The sequence below is a fragment of the Nocardia sp. NPDC006982 genome (genome assembly GCF_042869435.1).
Classification (GTDB): domain Bacteria; phylum Actinomycetota; class Actinomycetes; order Mycobacteriales; family Mycobacteriaceae; genus Nocardia.
Map to the genome: position 1 here is coordinate 1 of NZ_JBIAFV010000026.1, position 18,409 is coordinate 18,409.

The 18,409-nt window shown below is 64.8% G+C and carries 13 protein-coding genes, 3 pseudogenes and 1 CRISPR repeat array; of the genes and pseudogenes, 13 read left to right on the top strand and 3 right to left on the bottom strand.

What is annotated here, in order from left to right:
* Window positions 1-96 precede the first annotated feature (96 nt).
* The 5 genes and pseudogenes from cas6e to ACFYOW_RS45005 all read left to right on the top strand — a co-directional run.
* On the top strand, window positions 97-780 hold the full coding sequence (cas6e, locus tag ACFYOW_RS44985) for a type I-E CRISPR-associated protein Cas6/Cse3/CasE (RefSeq protein ID WP_387297503.1): 684 nt from the start codon (window positions 97-99) through the stop codon (window positions 778-780).
* 27 nt (window positions 781-807) lie between these two features.
* Window positions 808-1,623: pseudogene (gene cas1e / locus ACFYOW_RS44990) on the top strand (type I-E CRISPR-associated endonuclease Cas1e); the annotation flags it as partial.
* Between the two features lie 5 nt (window positions 1,624-1,628).
* Window positions 1,629-2,015, top strand: a complete 387-nt coding sequence (gene cas2e / locus ACFYOW_RS44995) for a type I-E CRISPR-associated endoribonuclease Cas2e (protein ID WP_387297644.1) — start codon at window positions 1,629-1,631, stop codon at window positions 2,013-2,015.
* Window positions 2,016-2,106: 91 nt separating this feature from the next.
* Window positions 2,107-4,025: a CRISPR direct-repeat array (repeat unit 29 nt; unit sequence GTGCTCCCCGCGCACGCGGGGATGATCCG).
* Window positions 4,026-4,457: 432 nt separating this feature from the next.
* Window positions 4,458-5,333, top strand: a complete 876-nt coding sequence (locus ACFYOW_RS45000) for a glycosyltransferase family 2 protein (protein WP_387297505.1) — start codon at window positions 4,458-4,460, stop codon at window positions 5,331-5,333.
* A gap of 307 nt (window positions 5,334-5,640) precedes the next feature.
* Window positions 5,641-6,510, top strand: a pseudogene (locus tag ACFYOW_RS45005) (proline--tRNA ligase); the annotation flags it as partial.
* A gap of 13 nt (window positions 6,511-6,523) precedes the next feature.
* On the opposite strand, the pseudogene ACFYOW_RS45010 reads toward ACFYOW_RS45005, so the two are convergent.
* A pseudogene (locus tag ACFYOW_RS45010) lies at window positions 6,524-7,285 on the bottom strand (aldehyde dehydrogenase family protein).
* A 58-nt stretch (window positions 7,286-7,343) separates the two neighbouring features.
* Between ACFYOW_RS45010 and ACFYOW_RS45015 the strand changes: the two are divergent.
* Genes ACFYOW_RS45015 through ACFYOW_RS45025 form a run of 3 tightly spaced genes read left to right on the top strand, consistent with a single transcriptional unit; the run spans window position 7,344 to window position 9,829 of the window.
* On the top strand, window positions 7,344-8,315 hold the full coding sequence (locus tag ACFYOW_RS45015; RefSeq protein WP_387297507.1) for a hypothetical protein: 972 nt from the start codon (window positions 7,344-7,346) through the stop codon (window positions 8,313-8,315).
* Window positions 8,316-8,324: 9 nt separating this feature from the next.
* Window positions 8,325-9,371, top strand: coding sequence for an asparaginase (locus ACFYOW_RS45020; RefSeq protein WP_387297509.1), 1,047 nt, complete (start codon window positions 8,325-8,327; stop codon window positions 9,369-9,371).
* A complete protein-coding gene (locus ACFYOW_RS45025; RefSeq protein ID WP_387297511.1) occupies window positions 9,371-9,829 on the top strand; it encodes a PPC domain-containing DNA-binding protein in 459 nt (152 codons plus the stop codon). The genes ACFYOW_RS45020 and ACFYOW_RS45025 overlap by 1 nt, the downstream gene beginning before the upstream one ends.
* 114 nt (window positions 9,830-9,943) lie before the next feature.
* On the opposite strand, the gene ACFYOW_RS45030 is transcribed toward ACFYOW_RS45025, so the two are convergent.
* Entirely contained in the window at window positions 9,944-10,426 is a 483-nt protein-coding gene (locus ACFYOW_RS45030) for a GNAT family N-acetyltransferase (RefSeq protein ID WP_387297513.1), read from the bottom strand.
* Window positions 10,423-13,575, bottom strand: coding sequence for an orotidine 5'-phosphate decarboxylase / HUMPS family protein (locus ACFYOW_RS45035; protein WP_387297515.1), 3,153 nt, complete (start codon window positions 13,573-13,575; stop codon window positions 10,423-10,425). The genes ACFYOW_RS45030 and ACFYOW_RS45035 overlap by 4 nt, the downstream gene beginning before the upstream one ends.
* A 383-nt stretch (window positions 13,576-13,958) precedes the next feature.
* Here ACFYOW_RS45035 and ACFYOW_RS45040 point away from each other — a divergent pair, with 383 nt between their 5' ends.
* The 5 genes from ACFYOW_RS45040 (at window position 13,959) to ACFYOW_RS45060 (ending at window position 18,400) form a co-directional block, all read left to right on the top strand.
* A complete protein-coding gene (locus ACFYOW_RS45040) occupies window positions 13,959-14,582 on the top strand; it encodes a hypothetical protein (RefSeq protein WP_387297517.1) in 624 nt (207 codons plus the stop codon).
* Window positions 14,583-14,714: 132 nt separating this feature from the next.
* The gene (locus ACFYOW_RS45045; RefSeq protein ID WP_387297519.1) at window positions 14,715-15,149 is read left to right on the top strand and encodes an NUDIX domain-containing protein; all 435 of its coding nucleotides are present in this window, start codon (window positions 14,715-14,717) and stop codon (window positions 15,147-15,149) included.
* A gap of 38 nt (window positions 15,150-15,187) precedes the next feature.
* Window positions 15,188-17,050, top strand: coding sequence for a radical SAM protein (locus ACFYOW_RS45050; protein ID WP_387297521.1), 1,863 nt, complete (start codon window positions 15,188-15,190; stop codon window positions 17,048-17,050).
* Window positions 17,047-17,694 carry a hypothetical protein gene (locus ACFYOW_RS45055; protein ID WP_387297523.1) on the top strand — a complete coding sequence of 216 codons (648 nt, stop codon included), beginning with the start codon at window positions 17,047-17,049 and terminating at the stop codon, window positions 17,692-17,694. The genes ACFYOW_RS45050 and ACFYOW_RS45055 overlap by 4 nt, the downstream gene beginning before the upstream one ends.
* Window positions 17,663-18,400, top strand: a complete 738-nt coding sequence (locus tag ACFYOW_RS45060) for a hypothetical protein (protein ID WP_387297525.1) — start codon at window positions 17,663-17,665, stop codon at window positions 18,398-18,400. The genes ACFYOW_RS45055 and ACFYOW_RS45060 overlap by 32 nt, the downstream gene beginning before the upstream one ends.
* The last annotated feature ends 9 nt before the right edge of the window (window positions 18,401-18,409 follow it).

Sequence of the window (18,409 nt, forward strand, 5' to 3'; positions counted from 1 at the left end):
GCGCCGTGGTCCGCGGCACCGTCACCATCGCCAACCCCCACGGAACATCCGCCCCGGTCACCGAGCACGACGCCATGTCGGTGTTGGAGGCATGAGTTGTTCCTGACCAGAATGCCGATCAACCCCCGCCGCCGCGGCGCCCGCACACTGGTGTCCTCCCCACAAGCCCTGCACGCCGCGGTATGCAGCGGATTCGCCGACGCCACCGCCACCAACGAAGGCCGGATCCTGTGGCGCCTGGACAACTACGGCCCCCACCGCGTCGAGTTGTATATCGCCAGCCCCGACAAACCCGACCTCACCCACATCGTCGAACAAGCAGGCTGGCCTACCACCGAAACCTGGGACACCAAACCCTACGACCGGCTCCTGGAACGACTCACAATCGGCCAACAGTGGCAGTTCCGGCTCACCGCCAACCCCGTCCACTCCGCCCGCCGCGACGGCTGGACCGACACCAAACCCCTCGCCCACATCACCGTCGCCCAACAACAGCAATGGCTCCTCGACCGAGCCGCCCGCATCGGCATCCGCATCCTGCCACGCCGGGCACCCAATGCCACCGTCGACGAAGTCGAACTCACCATCACCGACCGCACCGTACGACGCTTCACCCGTGGCCAAGGGCGGGTCACCATCGCCACCGCCACCTACGAAGGCCTACTCGAAGTCACCGACGTTGCCGCACTACGACATTCACTCACCTTCGGTATCGGGCGCGCGAAATCCTACGGATGCGGACTGCTCACCCTCGCATACCCAACGACCGATCCGCGATGACCACCATCGGCCGCCGACGAGCGCGGCACCGTGCACGTCCCCGCCGCCGCAGTCGGTGTGTTGCTGCTCGGGCCGGGTACCACCATTACCCATCAAGCGATTTCGCTGATGTCCGACAGCGGATCGACCGTGGTGTGGGTCGGCGAACGCGGCGTGCGGTACTACGCCCACGGCATAGCACTGGCACGGTCCTCACGGCTACTCACCGCGCAAGCCGAAGCTGTCACCAACACCCGCGCACGCCTGCAGGTAGCGCGGGCCATGTATGCCATTCGTTTTCCAGGAGAGGACGTCTCGGAACTAACGATGCAGCAGCTGCGCGGCCGCGAAGGCGCCCGCGTCCGCGCGGTCTATCGCCAACACTCCGAACGCACCGGCATCGAATGGAAACGCCGCCACTACGACACCGAGGACTGGGACACCGGCGATCCCGTGAACCAGGCCCTGTCAGCGGCGAATTCCGCGCTCTACGGAATCGTGCACTCGATCATAGTCGCGCTCGGATGCTCACCCGCCCTCGGATTCGTCCACACCGGCCACCACCGATCCTTCGTCTACGACATCGCCGATCTCTACAAAGCCGAGCTGACCATCCCGATCGCCTTCGACATCGCAACCGAACAACCCGACGACATCGCCGCGGTGACCCGCCGACGCGTCCGCGACGCAGTACACAACGGAAAGCTGCTGCAACGATGCGCACGAGACATCCAAACCCTCCTACGCGGTGAAAACCCGACCGAGGAATCAGATTTCGACGAACTCGAATTCGACGTGATCTCCCTGTGGGACGACCGCGACCATCAAGTCGCCGGCGGAGTCGGGTACGGAGACGAATTTTGACGATCGTGGTCCTCACCGCCGTCCCACCCGGCCTGCGAGGCCACCTCACCCGATGGCTGCTCGAAATCAGTCCCGGCGTGTTCGTCGGCAACATCTCACCGCGAGTGCGAGAACTCATGTGGCAACGCATCATCGAGTTCGTCGCCGACGGCCGCGCACTCATGGTGCACTCCGCACGCAACGAGCAACGCCTCGCCTTCAAAGTCCACGGCCACGACTGGACCCCCGTCGATCACGACGGACTCACACTCATGGGCCGCACAACCGTCCCCGACTACATCCCCGCACAAGCACCCACAGTCACCCGCGACAGCTCATCAAACAATGCCGAACACCAATCCGAAACGGTATGGCGCCGCCGCACCGCCAGGCGAAAATTCAAACCGAAATAGCAGTCGAAGCGCAAACATTCCCAGTGACGACATCCGAATGAAACCGAATGAAAACCGTTGATCCCACCCGGGAAAGACCAGGTCAACAAGTGTGCTCCCCGCGCACGCGGGGATGATCCTCGCCTTAGTTCGGGGCTGCGGCGCATCGACCCGTGCTCCCCGCGCACGCGGGGATGATCCGTTCCAACACCACCCCGCGCCGATCGTCCCGGAGTGCTCCCCGCGCACGCGGGGATGATCCGTGTGCGACACGGTGAAAGTTTCCAGCGCCTACGTGCTCCCCGCGCACGCGGGGATGATCCGCACAGGTTCGGGGTGCACGAGGACAACGACGAGTGCTCCCCGCGCACGCGGGGATGATCCGACGACACCGCTGCTTGGGACCGCGGACACGACGTGCTCCCCGCGCACGCGGGGATGATCCGGTAGACGTGTTGTTGATGGTTCCCGACGTGGCGTGCTCCCCGCGCACGCGGGGATGATCCGCCCGTTGACCAGACTCAGACGCAAGACGTCTCGTGCTCCCCGCGCACGCGGGGATGATCCGAAAATCCTGGAGGAGGCGCACAATCTGGCCGAGTGCTCCCCGCGCACGCGGGGATGATCCTTGCACGCCAGGCGCTGGGCAATCTGGACGGTTGTGCTCCCCGCGCACGCGGGGATGATCCGCAAGGCTGGTCGGACTGGCGGCAACGGCGCCCGTGCTCCCCGCGCACGCGGGGATGATCCGCGTGTTGATCGGTACCTGTTTGCTTGTGGGGCGTGCTCCCCGCGCACGCGGGGATGATCCGGGCCAAGGTCCCACGCGCGTGAAGGTCAGGAGGTGCTCCCCGCGCACGCGGGGATGATCCGAAAATTGCTGGCAAGACCTTCCTTTCCCCCGGGTGCTCCCCGCGCACGCGGGGATGATCCGGCACCTGTCCTTAAGTGCACCGGGTGCTACCGTGCTCCCCGCGCACGCGGGGATGATCCGAAAACCGACCTCGCCGAGGCAACCATCCGCCAGTGCTCCCCGCGCATGCGGGGATGATCCGGTATCGGCGTGCCCGGTATCGTCTCGCCGCCGTGCTCCCCGCGCACGCGGGGATGATCCGCGTTGTGTCCGTTGGGCTTCCGCTCGACCATCGTGCTCCCCGCGCACGCGGGGATGATCCGGCACTCACCGAGACCGCCGAGTACTTCACGATGTGCTCCCCGCGCACGCGGGGATGATCCGGGTCCGTTCCCGATGGGCACCTGGGATGCCGGGTGCTCCCCGCGCACGCGGGGATGATCCGCACAACCGGTAGTCGTCGCGATCCACACCCAAGTGCTCCCCGCGCACGCGGGGATGATCCGGCGCCCAGATCTTTTCACGCCACTCGGTCGGCGTGCTCCCCGCGCACGCGGGGATGATCCGCCGGTGGTTGACAGGTATTCGATCATGGTGAGGTGCTCCCCGCGCACGCGGGGATGATCCGAACGGGGACCCTCGTGAGTGAGCCCGGCATGAGTGCTCCCCGCGCACGCGGGGATGATCCGCAGGTCGCCAAACATCGCAAGACGATCAACCAGTGCTCCCCGCGGACGCGGGGATGATCCGGCGTACGGCGCGAGGTACTCGAAGAGACCGGCGTGCTCCCCGCGCACGCGGAGATGATCCGCAGGACGAGCTGGCTGCTCGCTACGGTGTGAACAGTGCTCCCCGCGCTCGCGGGGATGATCCGGGGAGTTGATAGCGCTACTGAGCGAGCTCGACGTGCTCCCCGCGCACGCGGGGATGATCCGCGGTAGCGGCCCCGGCTCGAATCGGGCTTGATGTGCTCCCCGCGCACGCGGGGATGATCCGCCGGTTGCCGACCATTCAGCGAAGCCTTCCTCGTGCTCCCCGCGCACGCGGGGATGATCCGGCGCGGGTTTCCTCCGCGCGCAGCCGCGACCCGTGCTCCTCGCGCACGCGGGATGATCCGCTGGAGAAACTCCGCCAGGCCGGGTGGAACACGTGCTCCCCGCGCACGCGGGGATGATCCGGAGTTGACACCGACCAGTCGGTGAGGGTGGTGCGCTCCCCTCGTCTCCATGGTGCGACCTGCAAAAATTCCGTCTCCGACGGCGCGGTTCAGGGGACGGCGGTGAACAACTCGTAGCTGTGGCCATCGGGGTCGCGAACGTAGACCCCGCGCCCCCGAGGCTGGTGCCGAAGCGATCACGGCTGACGGGGACATCCGTCGAGATAGCGGTGTTGGCACGGGTTCTCCATATTTCCCCGGTTGTACAAATGACGGCCGAGGTTTGTGTAGACGGTGGTCGGCTTTTCGGCGGTTTGAGCTGCGGTGGTTATTAGCCGCTTTGGGTGCGTGACACGTTGTTTTGACTTGACAGGCCGCGGCAGTGTGATCGACTGCCTGGTCGATGATTTGATCTCCGGCGCGGACGCGGCCGGAGGGTGATAGGTTCGCCGTCGTGCCCAGCTCGGATGAGAAGACTGTTGGCCTGGCCCTGGTCACCTACCAGAGCGCTGAAGACCTCCCCAGATTCCTGGCCACGTTGCCAGCGTCGGTGGAACCGTACGCGGTGGAGGTGATCGGGATCGACAACGTGTCCACCGACCGCAGCGCCGAGATTGTCGAAGAATTCGGCGGGCGAGTCATCCGCAATCCCCGCAACGTCGGTCTGGCTGCGGCGATCAACCAGGGTGCCGCAGCCGCCAGCGCGGAATGGATACTCGTGGCGAATCCCGATACCCAGCTGACACCGGGTGCGATCGCGGCGTTGGTCGAGACGGCGAAGTCCGATGACCGGATCGGAATGATCGGCCCCCGCATTGCCCGGCTGGACGGCACTCCTTACCCGAGTGGGCGGCGGTTCCCGTCGCTGGCGGTCGGTATCGCACATGCGGTGCTCGGCGGTGTGTGGCCGGGCAATCCCGCCACGCGCCGCTATTTCGGTGAGCCTGCCACCGAGGTGAGTGATGTGGATTGGATTTCCGGGTGCTGCATGTTGTTTCGCCGCGAGGCGTTCGACGCGGTGGGTGGGTTCGACGACCGGTATTTCCTCTACTTCGAGGAAACCAAGATGGCCCTGGACATGCACCGGGCTGGGTGGCGGGTCGTGCTCGATCCGAGCGTCGAGATTCGCCACCGCGAGGGCGGCAGCATGCGGTCCGCGCCTTACCGCAAGGTCCGCACTCACCACCGCAGCGCCCTGCGGTTCTACTGCGACTACCACAAGGGCTCCGCGTGGATCGTGTTCGCGCCGCTGGTGGCGGCCGGGCTGATCGTGCGCGGCGCTGCGGCGGTGGCGCGTACCGCGCTGCGGCAACGGGTCTCAAGGCGCTAGTCGAACGGCTGCTCGTCCAGGCGGACACCGGCTTGGAGGTCGTCGAGGGCTGGGCTGTGGTGCACGGGCCGGTAGGAAGAGTGGAACCGGAATGGGATCACCGGGGCCGGTGGGATTCGATGACTCTGCGTCCGGACCTCGGCTGATACGCCGACGTAGGAGAAACCGGCACATCACGTCGATGCATCTCAGCACGACCCGGTTCAGTCCCAGCCGTATCCGAGCCGGGCGCGCCCTGGCCACCAGTGGCGGCCAAACAATTGCACCTGATTGGTAGTCGAACAGACCCTGCCACAGGCTGTCGGACGCGGCGATGCCGGTGGTGGCGGGTGAGAAGACCGCTGGTGAGCGGTTCGCGGGCGCGGTGTCGACGGTGACGATCGAGTCGATGATGCGTGACGGCAAGGCGCTGCAGGCCGGTACATCGCATTACATGGGCACGAATTTCGCGACCGCGTTCGGTATCCGCTACGCCAGCGCTGATGGGTGAGAAGAGTTGTGCCACACCACGTCGTGGGGGATGAGTACCCGAATGCTCGGCGGTGTCGTGTTGACTCACGGTGATGATCGGGGTCTGGTGTTGCCGCCTCGGCTGGCGCCGTATCAGGTGGTGATCGTGCCGATCACCCGAGGCGATGGCGCGGATGTGGTGGCGGCTGCTCAAGCGCTGGCCGAGAGGTTGCGCGGTGCAGGTGTGCGGGTGCATGTCGATGATCGCGATCAGCTCAGTCCGGGATTCAAATTCAACGATTGGGAACTCAAGGGAGTCCCGGTCCGGGTTGAGTTGGGGCCGCGTGATCTCGCGGCCGGGACTGCGGTGCTGGTGCGCCGTCTGGGTGATCAGGGTAAGCAGTCGGTGCAGTTGGATACGTTGCCGCAACTCATGCCGAGCATCCTCGAAGAGTTCCAGGCGTTCCTGCTGGCTCGGGCAGCCGATTTCCGCGACACCCACACCGCCGACGTCGAGGACTGGGACGCGTTCGAGACCGCTGTTGCGACGGGGTGTGCGCGAGCGCTGCATTGTGGGCAACCGGCTTGTGAGGACGACATCAAAGCGGTGACCTCGGCGACGCCGCGATGCGTGCCACTGAACGGGCCGCCGGAGACGGGACGGTGCGTGCGTTGTGGCTCACCGGCCATCTACGGCAAACGGGTGATCTTCTCCCGCGCCTACTGAAACGCCGGGTGGATCACGCTGAGTTCAGGGTGATCCACGTGGTCTTTAGGTCGGAGTATTTCTCCAGCACAGCAAGGCTTTTCGATCGTCCATACCCGGACGGCCCGCGGCCACCGGCTGGCACTGTCAGGTCGTCGGTCTCGAATCCGTTGACCCACACCGTGCCCACGTGTAGCCGTTTGGCCAGTCCTACGGCGGTATCGATGTTGCGGGTCTAGATCGAAGCCGCGATACCGGTTTCGAATCCGGCCGCGAGTTCGGCGGCGTGATCGGGGCTCTCGACTTCCAGCACGGTTGCGACCGGTCCGAAGACCTCTTCGGTGAGGATGTGGGCATGGGGTGCGGTGCCGGTGAGTAACGTCGGTGCGACATACGCCCCGCTGGTCGGTGCTGATCGGACAGGTCCGCCGCGCAGGATCGTCGCGCCGTCATCCACGGCGGTGTCGATGAGGTCGGTGATGGTGCGTGCCGCCGCAGCGGTGATCATCGGCCCGATATCGGTGTCCCAGTTCATCGGGTCGGCGAGCACCAGGCCGTCGATGGCCTTACTTAGCGCGGCGACGAGATCGGTGGCGATGGCGCGTTCGACGAGGACGCGACTGACACCGGTGCACATTTGCCAGTTCTCGGTGTCGCCGCTGTCGGGAATCGACCACTTCCCGCCAGTACCTGCTGGCATGGGCGTGGGTATCCGTATGCCAGCGGGTCGGTTCTTCGCCGGTTCGTTGACTCCGGCAGTTGTGTTGCCAGCGAAATCCGACGGCGACCGCATCATTGCTACCGTAAACACTGACACGGCAGAAGATTTCACAGTGCACCATGCTCAACGTGGCATGGTGATAGCAACTGTAGACACAAACGCGGGAACCGCATTCTACGGCCTCGACCGTCGCCGCGTACGTACCTGGCTCGCTGCCTCTAATGGTGGTGCGCCACTGCTGGTTCCGCCTGCATACCGCATCGACGATTTCACCCTGGCCATCTACTGGGCGGTGACGAATCTCGATGACGCTTTGCTCGATGACGATGCAGAATTGGCCGCGGCAGCACTGCGGTCGGCGACCCTTGCCAGCCAGCCGCGCTCGCTCGCCGGTTCCGACCTGGCCCAAGAGTTGTCGGCGGTATCTCAGATGTGGGTGGGTTCGGACTTCTGCGCGCGACATATCCTGCGCCATGCCGACCAGCTCTCCGGAACTCCCACGTTCTGGGCTCGCGAACAGCGCGGTGAGGAAGCCAGCACATGGCTGCTTTTCGCGCACAAGTACCAGTATCTGCAACGCACTGCGACGATGTTCGGCACCGGGAAGACCCTGATCAGAGCGTTCTGTATCCCACCTTCAGCCGTCTCGGAGTCAGGTGCGCCCGAGCGGGTGTTACTGCTGCTCACCGCCGCGCTGATCGAGTCGTTCGGCTTCACTGGCGCGGTCTGCACCGAAGCTGAATACACCGCAACGGCAGGATTCGTTCTCGATCACGCGCACCGTGCGATCGTCGCCACATGGATCAACACCGACCGGATCTGGCATACCGATGTCACTGATCAGCGCCCGATCTTGCGCGAGTTCAACGAGGCCGCCGGATGGGCACGTAGCCACTCCATCCTCGCCGCCGCCACACCCGCCCTGCGGCTACACGCGCTAGCCGACTACCTCGGGCTCGACTGGTCCTGGCTGACCGTGCGCGCTGCCGAAATCGCCGACTACGGGACATCCGGATTCAGCCGACCTCGCAGCCGCCTGCTCTCCCTGATCGGCCTGGACCGCGCATGCCGATTTCTGGCTGACCTCACCAGACAAGATGGCTAGGCTGCCGGGGTGCCCACCGTCCAAACACGTCGCCGCATCGTAGTTTTCGGTCTCGGCGGCACCATCGCCATGTCGACCATTACCTCCGGCGGCGTCGCGCCCACCCTGTCCGCCGACCAACTCCTGACCGCCGTACCCGGCCTCACCGACACCGGCATCACCGTAGACGTGGTGGACTTTCGCCAAGTACCAGGCGCATCCCTCACCATCTCCGATATCACCGCCCTCGCCGCCGCAGTCGATGATCGGCTCACTGATGCCGACGGTGTAGTCGTCACACAAGGCACGGACACCATCGAGGAAACCGCGTTCCTGCTCGATCTCCTGCACACCGGTCCGCAGCCGGTTGTCGTGACCGGCGCCATGCGCAATCCATCCCTCGCCGGACCAGACGGACCCGCCAACCTCCTCGCCGCGATTCAAACCGCAGCTGACCCCTCAGCTCGCCACCAAGGGTGTCTGGTCGTATTCAACGACGAGATCCACGCCGCCCGCCGCGTCCGGAAAACGCACACCATCAGCACGGCGACATTCCAGTCGCCCAACGGTGGCCCCCTAGGCTATGTCGTCGAAGGACGGCCTCGCCTGCTAAACCAACTCAGCCACCGCTTCACGATCACAGCCAAACCCAGCGATGACACCCACGTGCCGATCCTCACCGTCACCCTCGGCGACGACGGGACTGCCCTGCACGCACTCGCCGATCACATCGACGGTCTCGTTCTCGCAGCTGTGGGAGCTGGCCACGTTCCCGCCCGCCTCGTGCCTGGTATCGAATCACTGGCTTCGAGGATTCCCGCAGTCCTGGCCTCCCGCACCGGCGCTGGTTCCGTGCTCGAATCGACCTACGGATTCCCCGGCTCCGAGCGAGATCTGCTCGCCCGGGGCGTGCTCTCCGCTGGATACCTAGACCCGATCAAAGCACGAGTTCTCCTGCATACCCTGCTGTCCATCGGCACCGACATAGTCGCAATCAGGGCCGCTTTCGCAGCCGCAGGCGGCTACCGTCCCGCCGAAACCTGGCCCTGGCCAAACGATTCCAGCAAGGACCTCTGATGCGCTCACACGAACTCACACTCGGACGATCCTTCGGGGTCAGCTTCGATCACGGCGAGGACTTCTACCCCGCGCTGGCAGAGTTCTGCCGCAGCCACGACATCCGCGGCGGCTACATCCCGTCCTTCATCGCAGGATTCAGCCACGTCGACCTCGTCGGTACATGCGATCAACTCGAGAACCCGGCCGCACCCGTCTGGTCGCGAGTCCACCTGCGAAACGTAGAAGCCTTCGGCGGAGGCACCCTCGCCTACGACCCGGAAACCGGCCAGATCCAACCACACATCCACGTCGCGGTTGGCCTCAAAGAGTATTCAGCCACCGGATACACAAGCCATCTACTCGATGCCCACGTCCAGTTCCTCACCGAGATGCTCGTCATAGAAGTGACCCACCCACACATACGACGCACACCAAACCCGGACTTGTTCGATGTCCCCGTACTGAAATTCGAGTAGCCCGCTTACGAGGATGCCGTATTTCCAGAGCTGCGGGGCGATGTCCGGATCAGTGGGTCCCTTACGCGTGTCATATGACTGGGTGTCGGCTGTGAATCTCCGCGCAGCGCGGTTTCATTGGCTCAAGACTAATTCGTAGACGGCGCGGCTGCGTCCGGGCCCTTTGTAGTCGGTGATGACCGAGACGCCGTCGATCTGGTGGTCGCCGGGTACGTTGACGAATCCGAGGGTGGTCCATGTGGCGTGTGCTGCGTGGTTTTCCGGTTCCGAGGTCAGATATATCCGCTGACAGTCCCATTTTTCGGCTTGGGTGCGGATGCTGTTCAGGAGTGCTCGGGCGATGCCGCGTTGCCGGTGCTCGGGATGGATCATGACGTCCTGGATGTAGAGCTCTGCCGGGTTGTCTTGGCTGCGGAATGCGATCACGGCGCCGGTGATGTTGTTGTCCTCGTCGGTCATGACGGGGCAGGTCGAGGAGAACAGTTCGGCGTAGAGCCAGTAGTCGGACAGGCCGCGGGCGCGGATGTAGGGTTCGCCGAGTTCCATGAGGTGGTGGATGTCGTTGATGTGCTGGACCTGCAGAGGGGTGATGATCACGGGCGCTCCTGTGCATGGATTTTTCGGACGATGCTGGTCAACTGGTATGCGAGATCGGTAGGGGCGACGGCGTCGGCGATGCTGCGGCCGATGATGGCGATGTCCCAGTGGGTGCTGCTGGTGAGTTCGTCGTCGGCTGTGCTGAATCCGCCGGACACTGCGAGGGGGAGCTGGCTGTAGCTGCGGATCGTTCTGGCCGTCGCGAGGGGGTGGTCACTGCCGACGCCGAGGTCGATGTTGGTGGTGACGACGAAGCCGTCGATTCCGGTGCGTTCCATGTCGCGCAGCCACGCGGGGTTGACGTGGGCGTGCGGCGTGTCGAGGACGAGTGCGACGCCGAGGCGGCGTGCGGCCGTCACTGCGGCGGAGACGCTGGCGGTGGATGCTGGCCCGATGAGGAGCACGACGTCGGCGCCGGCTTCGGCCGCGAGTTCGACTTGGTCGCGCCCCCAGTCGGCGGACATCATTTCGGCCACGACCGTCGTGTCAGGTGCGGCGCGTTTGACCGCTGCGATCGCTGCGACGCCAGATCGTTTGATCAAAGGATCGCCGACCTCGATGAAATCGGATCCAGCGTCCACGGCGGCACGGGCGATCGTGATAGCACGATCGAGCGAATGCACGTCAAGAGCGACCTGGAGCGACCTGCGGCCGCGCCGCCGCCGGTACTGTTCGCCGACGCTTCCTATGTCCGACTGAACGGCGTACCGTCGCCGAGTTGCGCGGGCCTCACGGGTGGTGAGCCAGCGCGTAGATGATTCGCCGCGAGCGATGAGGGATTGTTCGAGGCCGGGCGGAAGCGCGATCCAGCCGGTCCGGATTTCTCTGAGTAGCCCGAAGAGGCTCTCGTCCACGGCTGCCGACGCCTCGAGGCTGCTGTCGGTGCCCAAAAGGTGAATTCGTGTCAGGAGTTTCATCGCTGACGCTGGCGGCGTAACCCAGTCCGTCTCGCTGGCAGCAGTGGCGATAACGGTGCTGGAAAGGGCGGGATCCGGTAGCGGCGTTCGCGTTCCGGACAGGACTCCCTGCAGGGCGCACTCGCGCACGTGCCAGTTGCGATCGGTGAGCAGAGTTCGCAGGCAAGTCAGCGCTGAGGCGGTGTCGAACGTTCCGACTACACGGGCGACGGCTGCTCGGACTTTGTAGTCATCGTCGCGAACGAGACGGTCGACGATCCGGCCGACGTGCACTCGGGCGATTGTGCGGTGTCCGAGTAGCGCTTCGGCGAGCGCGGCGCGTACCCGCCAATCCAGATGCGTCAGAAGCTGTTCGAGAAGGTCTCCGCCGTCGTGGCCGGCTGTGGTGAACAGATCGAAGTGGCGGGCGACAAACGCGGCTTCCCCCACATGGTCGAGGTCGATGCGCTCGAGTATGCGGCTGCTTATCCGAATATCGAGGACGTGCTCGATATGGCGGGCGATGTCTTCCCACATCTGCGAGCCATGGATCTGCAGTTGCTTGATCACCCAATGCGCGTGCTGACCGGCAAGCCCTGCAGGAAGATTCGGGGTGGCAAGGAGTGCGCGGGCGAGCTGGCGTGCCGGGGCCTGGGTGCAGCGGTGCGCACATGCGCGGAGAACATCATCGGAGACGGATATGCCCTGTGCCGCTGCTGATTCGATCAACATAGGCAGCGCGGCATCCAGTGTGGTCGATGGTGCCAGAGCGATCATGTCAACGAGGTTCGGCGCAGATGTGCTCAGGGCGCAGACGACGAAATCGAAGACGCCTTGCACCACTGCGGACCGGGTGGCGTGAGCGGCGAGTTCGTTGAAGGCGGTGACGCTCGCCGCGGATCGGCCGCGCGCGGTCATCTCCTCGACGATCCGGGTCGCCAGGAAATACTCGCGGAATACGTCATGGCTGAACCGAATTCCTCCGCCGGGCGCCTGCTCGACGACCGGCACCCCAGCTCGCCCGAGATCTATGCGAGAGAGGTCGCTCGGGACCAGTACCGCATCGGTCAGCGACTCGGGGATGACCTCGGGCATCAGTTCACAAGCGATCTGCGTCAGATGGTTGATGACAACCTCGACAGGGTGTCCGCCGCCGGAGGCGAGAAGTGTTCGTACGCAACGATCGACCAGGTGAAACGCTCCGTTGACCTGGCGGTCTTTCTCGGCAGAATCTCCTGCATTACATAGCATTTGCATGTACAGGGGGATTCTCGCGAGCGATTGCACCGACTCCGGCAGTGCCGTGAGCGGCACATGATCGTCGTGGCGCTGCTGTTCCCACACCTGCCTGGCCTCGGCCGGGGTCCACGCAGTCAGCGAGTACGACGCCGCGCCTGCGGTACCCGGGGGGCCGAAGGTAGCTGCTGCCAGGACCGGGTAGGCCGAAAGATCGAGTTCCGGCGGGGTGCGAGCGACGATGACGAAGCGCAGATTCTTCGAATTCGCCTGTCGCAGAATGCTGTCGACCTGGCGGCCGACCACGACGAGCTGATTGTCGTCATCCACTCCATCGATGACGACAACACATGGGCGCTCGAGCGAGCCAGAGGCCCGTTCCAGACTCAGCAGGGCATCGTCTGCGCTCCTCAAGGAGGCGTATCGAAGAATCTCGGTCGCAAGGTCCGTGCTGGCCGGAGTCCACGTCGAGCAGGTGTGGAATTGGAAATCGGCTTGGGCCGACATCGTGTCTGCCACGTGCTGGGTGAATCGGGTTTTCCCGCTCCCGGCGCGTCCGGCCAGTACGAATGCCCTGGACGGGGAGTCAAGGAACTGTGCGAAACGCTCGACGGCGGCTCGATCCGGTCGATAGCTCGCTTGTGCAAGTTCCGATCCGACGGCATCAAGAAGCACTGCTGTCCGCTGACCGGAGCGATCACCGAGATACGCCCGCGCTGATGGCTCCTCAGCCTGCACCTCCACAGGCGTTGGCTCGTCGGCCGTCTCGGTTCGCAGGATGAGTTCGAACCGATCGCCCACGTCGGGCCCGGACTGGGTGAGGTCCATGTCGAGGATCTGCTGAGTCTCGTACCGCAGCCTTGCGTCGGCGCCGCGGCGTTCCCAGTTCGATACGGCGGCGTCGTTGACTCCGAGGTGGGCAGCGAACTCCCGGACGCTCATCCGTTTGGCCTCGCGCAGGGCACGTGCCTCCCGCCCGGTCCACCGCGCCACCACCGAACCCATACGTCGAATCATCCCCCATCCGTATCCGTCGTTGCCGCGCACCTACGGTAGCCGTTCGACCACAGAACTAGGGCAGAACTAGGACGACAGCGCATGGTCGCGGAGCTTCGCCCATGACAACGTGAATGTGTTCGCTCGAACAGCTGGCACCTCCAGTCCGTGAAGAGCGGCAGCGCCCTGGATGGTGTGAATAGTTCTGGGGCGCCACCTGTTCGAAGGGAGTTCCGCTCGTGGTGTACGCGATGACTCGTCCGCCCGCGGCGGCGGTGATCTTCGCTGGCCCGTTCTTCCGAGCGGAAGGTCGGCTGTTCGACATCCCCATCCCCGCAGCAGCAAGAGGTTGCCTGCGCTGCACTCCTCAGACCGCTCACATGCCCGAAAGGTGCCCGAACGCAATGCCTATGCTGCCGATGCATCAGCACCCGCTTGTCGTTGCGGCGCTGCGAATGGCGCGCGCTAGGTATGCGGGCCACGACAACCAGGTGACCGGGACTACCGCCCTGGCGCACGCGGTCGCGGTGGCCAATACGATCGGTGATCACGCCCCCGGGGCGGAGCCGGAGTGGATCGCCGCGGCCCTGCTGCATCGAGCCGGTGAGATCGATCCCGCCGCCGATGGCGCCGATCTCGACGAGCTGGCAACCGGATGCTCTCCGCACGATGTCGCACGCCTGATGACCATGCTGGGCACGGCCGGGCCGATTACCAACGTGATTACGGCCGCCGAGAAGTCGGTGACCCTGACCGCGGTTCTCGATCGAGCGGCCACCAGCGGTGATGAGGCGTCGTACTGGGCTGACCATCCGGAGTTGTCCGCGTTGATCAGCGAGTGTCGTCGCTTCCATTCCAGTGCCGCAACCACGGTGCCCGACAGCCTCGCGGATCTGCTGGACGCTCTGATCACTCGCGCCGAGGCAGGCCGCAGACCGCAACACACCGATCCACTATCTGCGCAATCGCGAAAAACTCTGGAACACAGGCTATTTGACGACAGACCCGGCGGTGTGGCGCCAGGGTGAACACAGTGGGTCCGCTACTAGACTGCCCGGCTGGAGACGGCCGTACGTGCCGTCGCAGGGCTGCGCTCGGCCTGGCAGCTCATTCATTCCACGCCACCGTGATTCCAAGATTCGCAGGAAGGATTGCCCCTGATGCCCGAGAAGGTCGTCAAGGAGAAGGTACTGGTCTACGTCGTTCGCGACGGCAAACTGCTGGTGTTCCGGCACACCGACTACTCGTGGGAGGAAGTCGGGATCCAGGTGCCCGCCGGCAGCATACGCACCGGGGAAACGCCCGAGGACGCGGCACTGCGCGAAGCACGTGAGGAGACCGGGCTCTCGGACTTCAAGACCGTGCGCAAACTCGGAGAAGCCGAGTACGACATCAGCCCCTACCGGTTCGAGATCCAGCACCGGCACTTCTTCGAACTGGAGTTGTGCCAGGACGCGCCGGACCGGTGGGCAAGCCAGGAAGACCACGACGGCGAGGCAGAACCGACACGGTTCGAATGCTTCTGGATTCCGCTCGAAGCCGCCCACGTCCTGCAATCAGGACAGGGCGCCCTGCTCGGCCGCCTCGTCGACTGAACCAGACCAAGCCACCGATTCCGGTTGGGAGTGAGCCTGTGAACGGGGACAACGACAGCCCGTACTTGACGATGACGCAAACCGGCACCGAGACAGCGGTGTCGGTCATCCTCAAGCTGCGCGGAGAGACCTGCGACATCGACTGCCTCTACTGCTACGAGAAACGCAAGGAATCCCCAGGCGGCGCCCGTATCAGTGTCGAGGACATAGCGCGGTTGCCGCAGCTGTTCGGCGGTCGTCGGTTGGTGGTGGAGCTGCACGGCGGGGAACCCCTGACCGCCGGGCAGCCCTACATCCGTGAGGTGCTCGCCGCCTTGGCCGAACAGCCGCTGGTACAACGCGCGACGTTGCAAACCAACGGAATCCGCCTCGACGATTCGTGGTTGGACCTGTTCGACGAGGTGTATCCCGACCTGCGGATCGGGATCTCCCTCGACGGCGACCGCCGCGGAAACATCTGGCGCGTCGGCTACGACGGCGAGGAAATCTACCCCGCCATCGTCGCCGCACTGCAGCGATGCGGTGCCCGCGACCGCAAGGTCGGCATCATCACCGCGGTGACCCCCGCCGTACTCGGCCGGGCGACGGCCGTTCTGGATCATCTGACAAGCTTCCCCGCAGTCGACGCGATCAGTTTCGTCCCCTGTTTCGACTCGTCAATCACGAAACAGACCGCCACCACTGGCAACCGGGAATCACCCAGTCGAATTTCGCAGCGCGCCAACATATCCGATGCAGGACCGGCATGGGCGATCACCCCCGACGAGTACGCCGATTTCGTTCTCGCCGCCGCGGTGCGATGGGTACACGGCGGGGCGCACCGGAAAGTGAAACTCGAGCCGGTCGTCTCAGCGATTCGGCGGCTGCGAGGCGCTGACACCGGGTTCTGCCACTTCTCCAACCTCAAGTGCGACCATGTGTTCACCCTCTATCCCGACGGCAAGTTCGGCAGCTGCGACGAATTGCCCTGGCCCGACGCACAATTAGGCCAGTTACCCGATTTCACGGCAGCACACGAGATCGCCGCTGCACAGAGGCAACTACCGCTGTTGGCGAAGGGCTGGTCCCTGACCGGCAAATGCAGCACCTGTCGCTACCGAAACAGCTGTGGCGGCGGCTGTTTGGCCACGCGGCTGCGCGCTGTCGCCGCCGCCGCCGGCAATGACGAGGACTACTGCCGATACCGGATGCGGCTGATCGACGGTGTTGCGGCCCTGATCGCCACCCCTGCCGCTCCTTCCGCCATATTCTGCCGACGGGTGCATGCGCGTCCGCGACAGATCAACGCAATGGCAGATGTCGCCGGGTTCCTCGGCCGCTGGCGCGACCCGCAGGCTCCCCACCAGCCCGTACGGTTGGAGGTCAGCACGCACGGCAACATCAACACCGTCGGCACCCCAGGCACGCACGAAGCCGATGATCTGGATCCGCTGCATCCGCTGTGGCGCAAGGCTATCGAACCCGGCGTATGGCCGCTGGTCGACGCGATCACCACCAGGTGGGGATTGGTGACCTACGACAGCTGCCAGGGCCATCCCTACACCGGACTGACGCTCACCCCAGCCGAACGTCGCGTCGGGATCCTCCCGCGTACCGCCGACGAATACGCCACCGTCGCCACCGCGCTGTGCCGCGCCGTCGCCTCGATCGAATCCCTTGCACCCGAATCTATTCAGGTCGTCATCGGCCGCGCGGACCTGTCCTGCACCACGACCGACGCCCGGTTCCCAGTGCTGGATGTACGGTTCGAACGCACCGAGGGCTCCGACTGGCTTACCTACTTCGCCGACCTCGATTCCGCGACCTCCGTCATGGTGAATGCACTTACCTCCACCTCACTGGATACCCTTGCCGAATGTGGTTGCAGCACAGCGTCTCACGCCGATAGCGGCGCGGCATGAACGTCGATGAGATGATCACAGTGCACCAACTCCTCGGCCGGATCGCCTATTTCCACATCGCATTCATCGAACCCGCCCTAGCCAACAAACCGCGGCCAGCGCACCCAACGCCGGTCCAGATCTGCTGTCGCCACCGCCCCGACAAGGCAGAACAGCCTGCGCCCTTGTCACCTGGCCTGGCCGATACGGCGTGGGCGGTTCCGATTGATATCGCGGCCTCGCTCAGGGTACGTGTGTGTCGGTCCGACCTGATCTCCTGTTGCGCGCGCTGCCTGATCCGGCACAGCGCCGCGGCGATCGCCGATGCCTGGCTCGAGGTCGAGACCACCACCTACGCCGATCTCGTACCGCCCAAGCAGCAACGTGCCGAATGGTGCGCGAGGATCGGCGCCCAGCTCGCTGAGGTCTTCGACGAGGAGTTCGGCGGCGCCTGCGCCCTGGAGCATCCGGATATCGGTCGCTGCGATGATCCACCGAGAGACCGGTTTCCCCTGGTCTGCGAACTAATGGTGCTCTGGGACCGGCCGATCGGGCATCAGCCGGTCACGAGCTGGCTCAATCATTGCGCCGACCTCGCCGACATCACCCGAGTACTACACACCCGGAGGGGACATGAACGAGCCATCGTTGATCGGACTCGGTGAAACCCTGGCCATCGGCAGCATCGAAGAATTCCTCACCGCCGCCAACGACCGCGAGCTCATTGCCATCATGGACGACTACCTGGCCAACACCGACCGGGCCGAACTCGAACACAACCGGACCGTGTCGATCCACGAAATCCCTGGCCACAGCGCCCAGGAGGCGATGTTGGTCTACGAGCCGGCCGGGCGGCTCGAGATCCCGGACATCCCCGCGGCGGCCGAGAAGATCCTCCAGGACGCCTTCGAACGGGCCCAACCAACCCTGGCGCGAATCCTGCCGTCGGTGACCTCGTGCCGACCGTGGACATACGTGGAATACAGTGCCGGACAACACATCACACCGCACCTGGACGGAATCGCCCCCGACCCACGACGCTGGCCCCGCCAGATCGCGGGCATCGGCGTCAGCCTCGGTGCGCGATGCGAGGGCGGGCACTTCTACGTCGAGACCACCTCCGATCCCCGGTTGTGGAACCCCGGCGTGGCCTCGGCCTGCCCCGGATACGCGCCGGGGATGATGTTCGCCCATGACGGCGCGGACAACTCCTCGCCCTGGTTCCGCGAAATGGCACGCACCCGCTGGAGCGTCGATCCCGAACCCGGAACCGCCCTGCTGTACGGATCACAGCTCACACACGGCACGACCCCGGTAATCACCGGCCTCGCCCGCAAATTCATCAGCTGGCTATTCGCCGACGCCAGCTGAAGTCCCGCT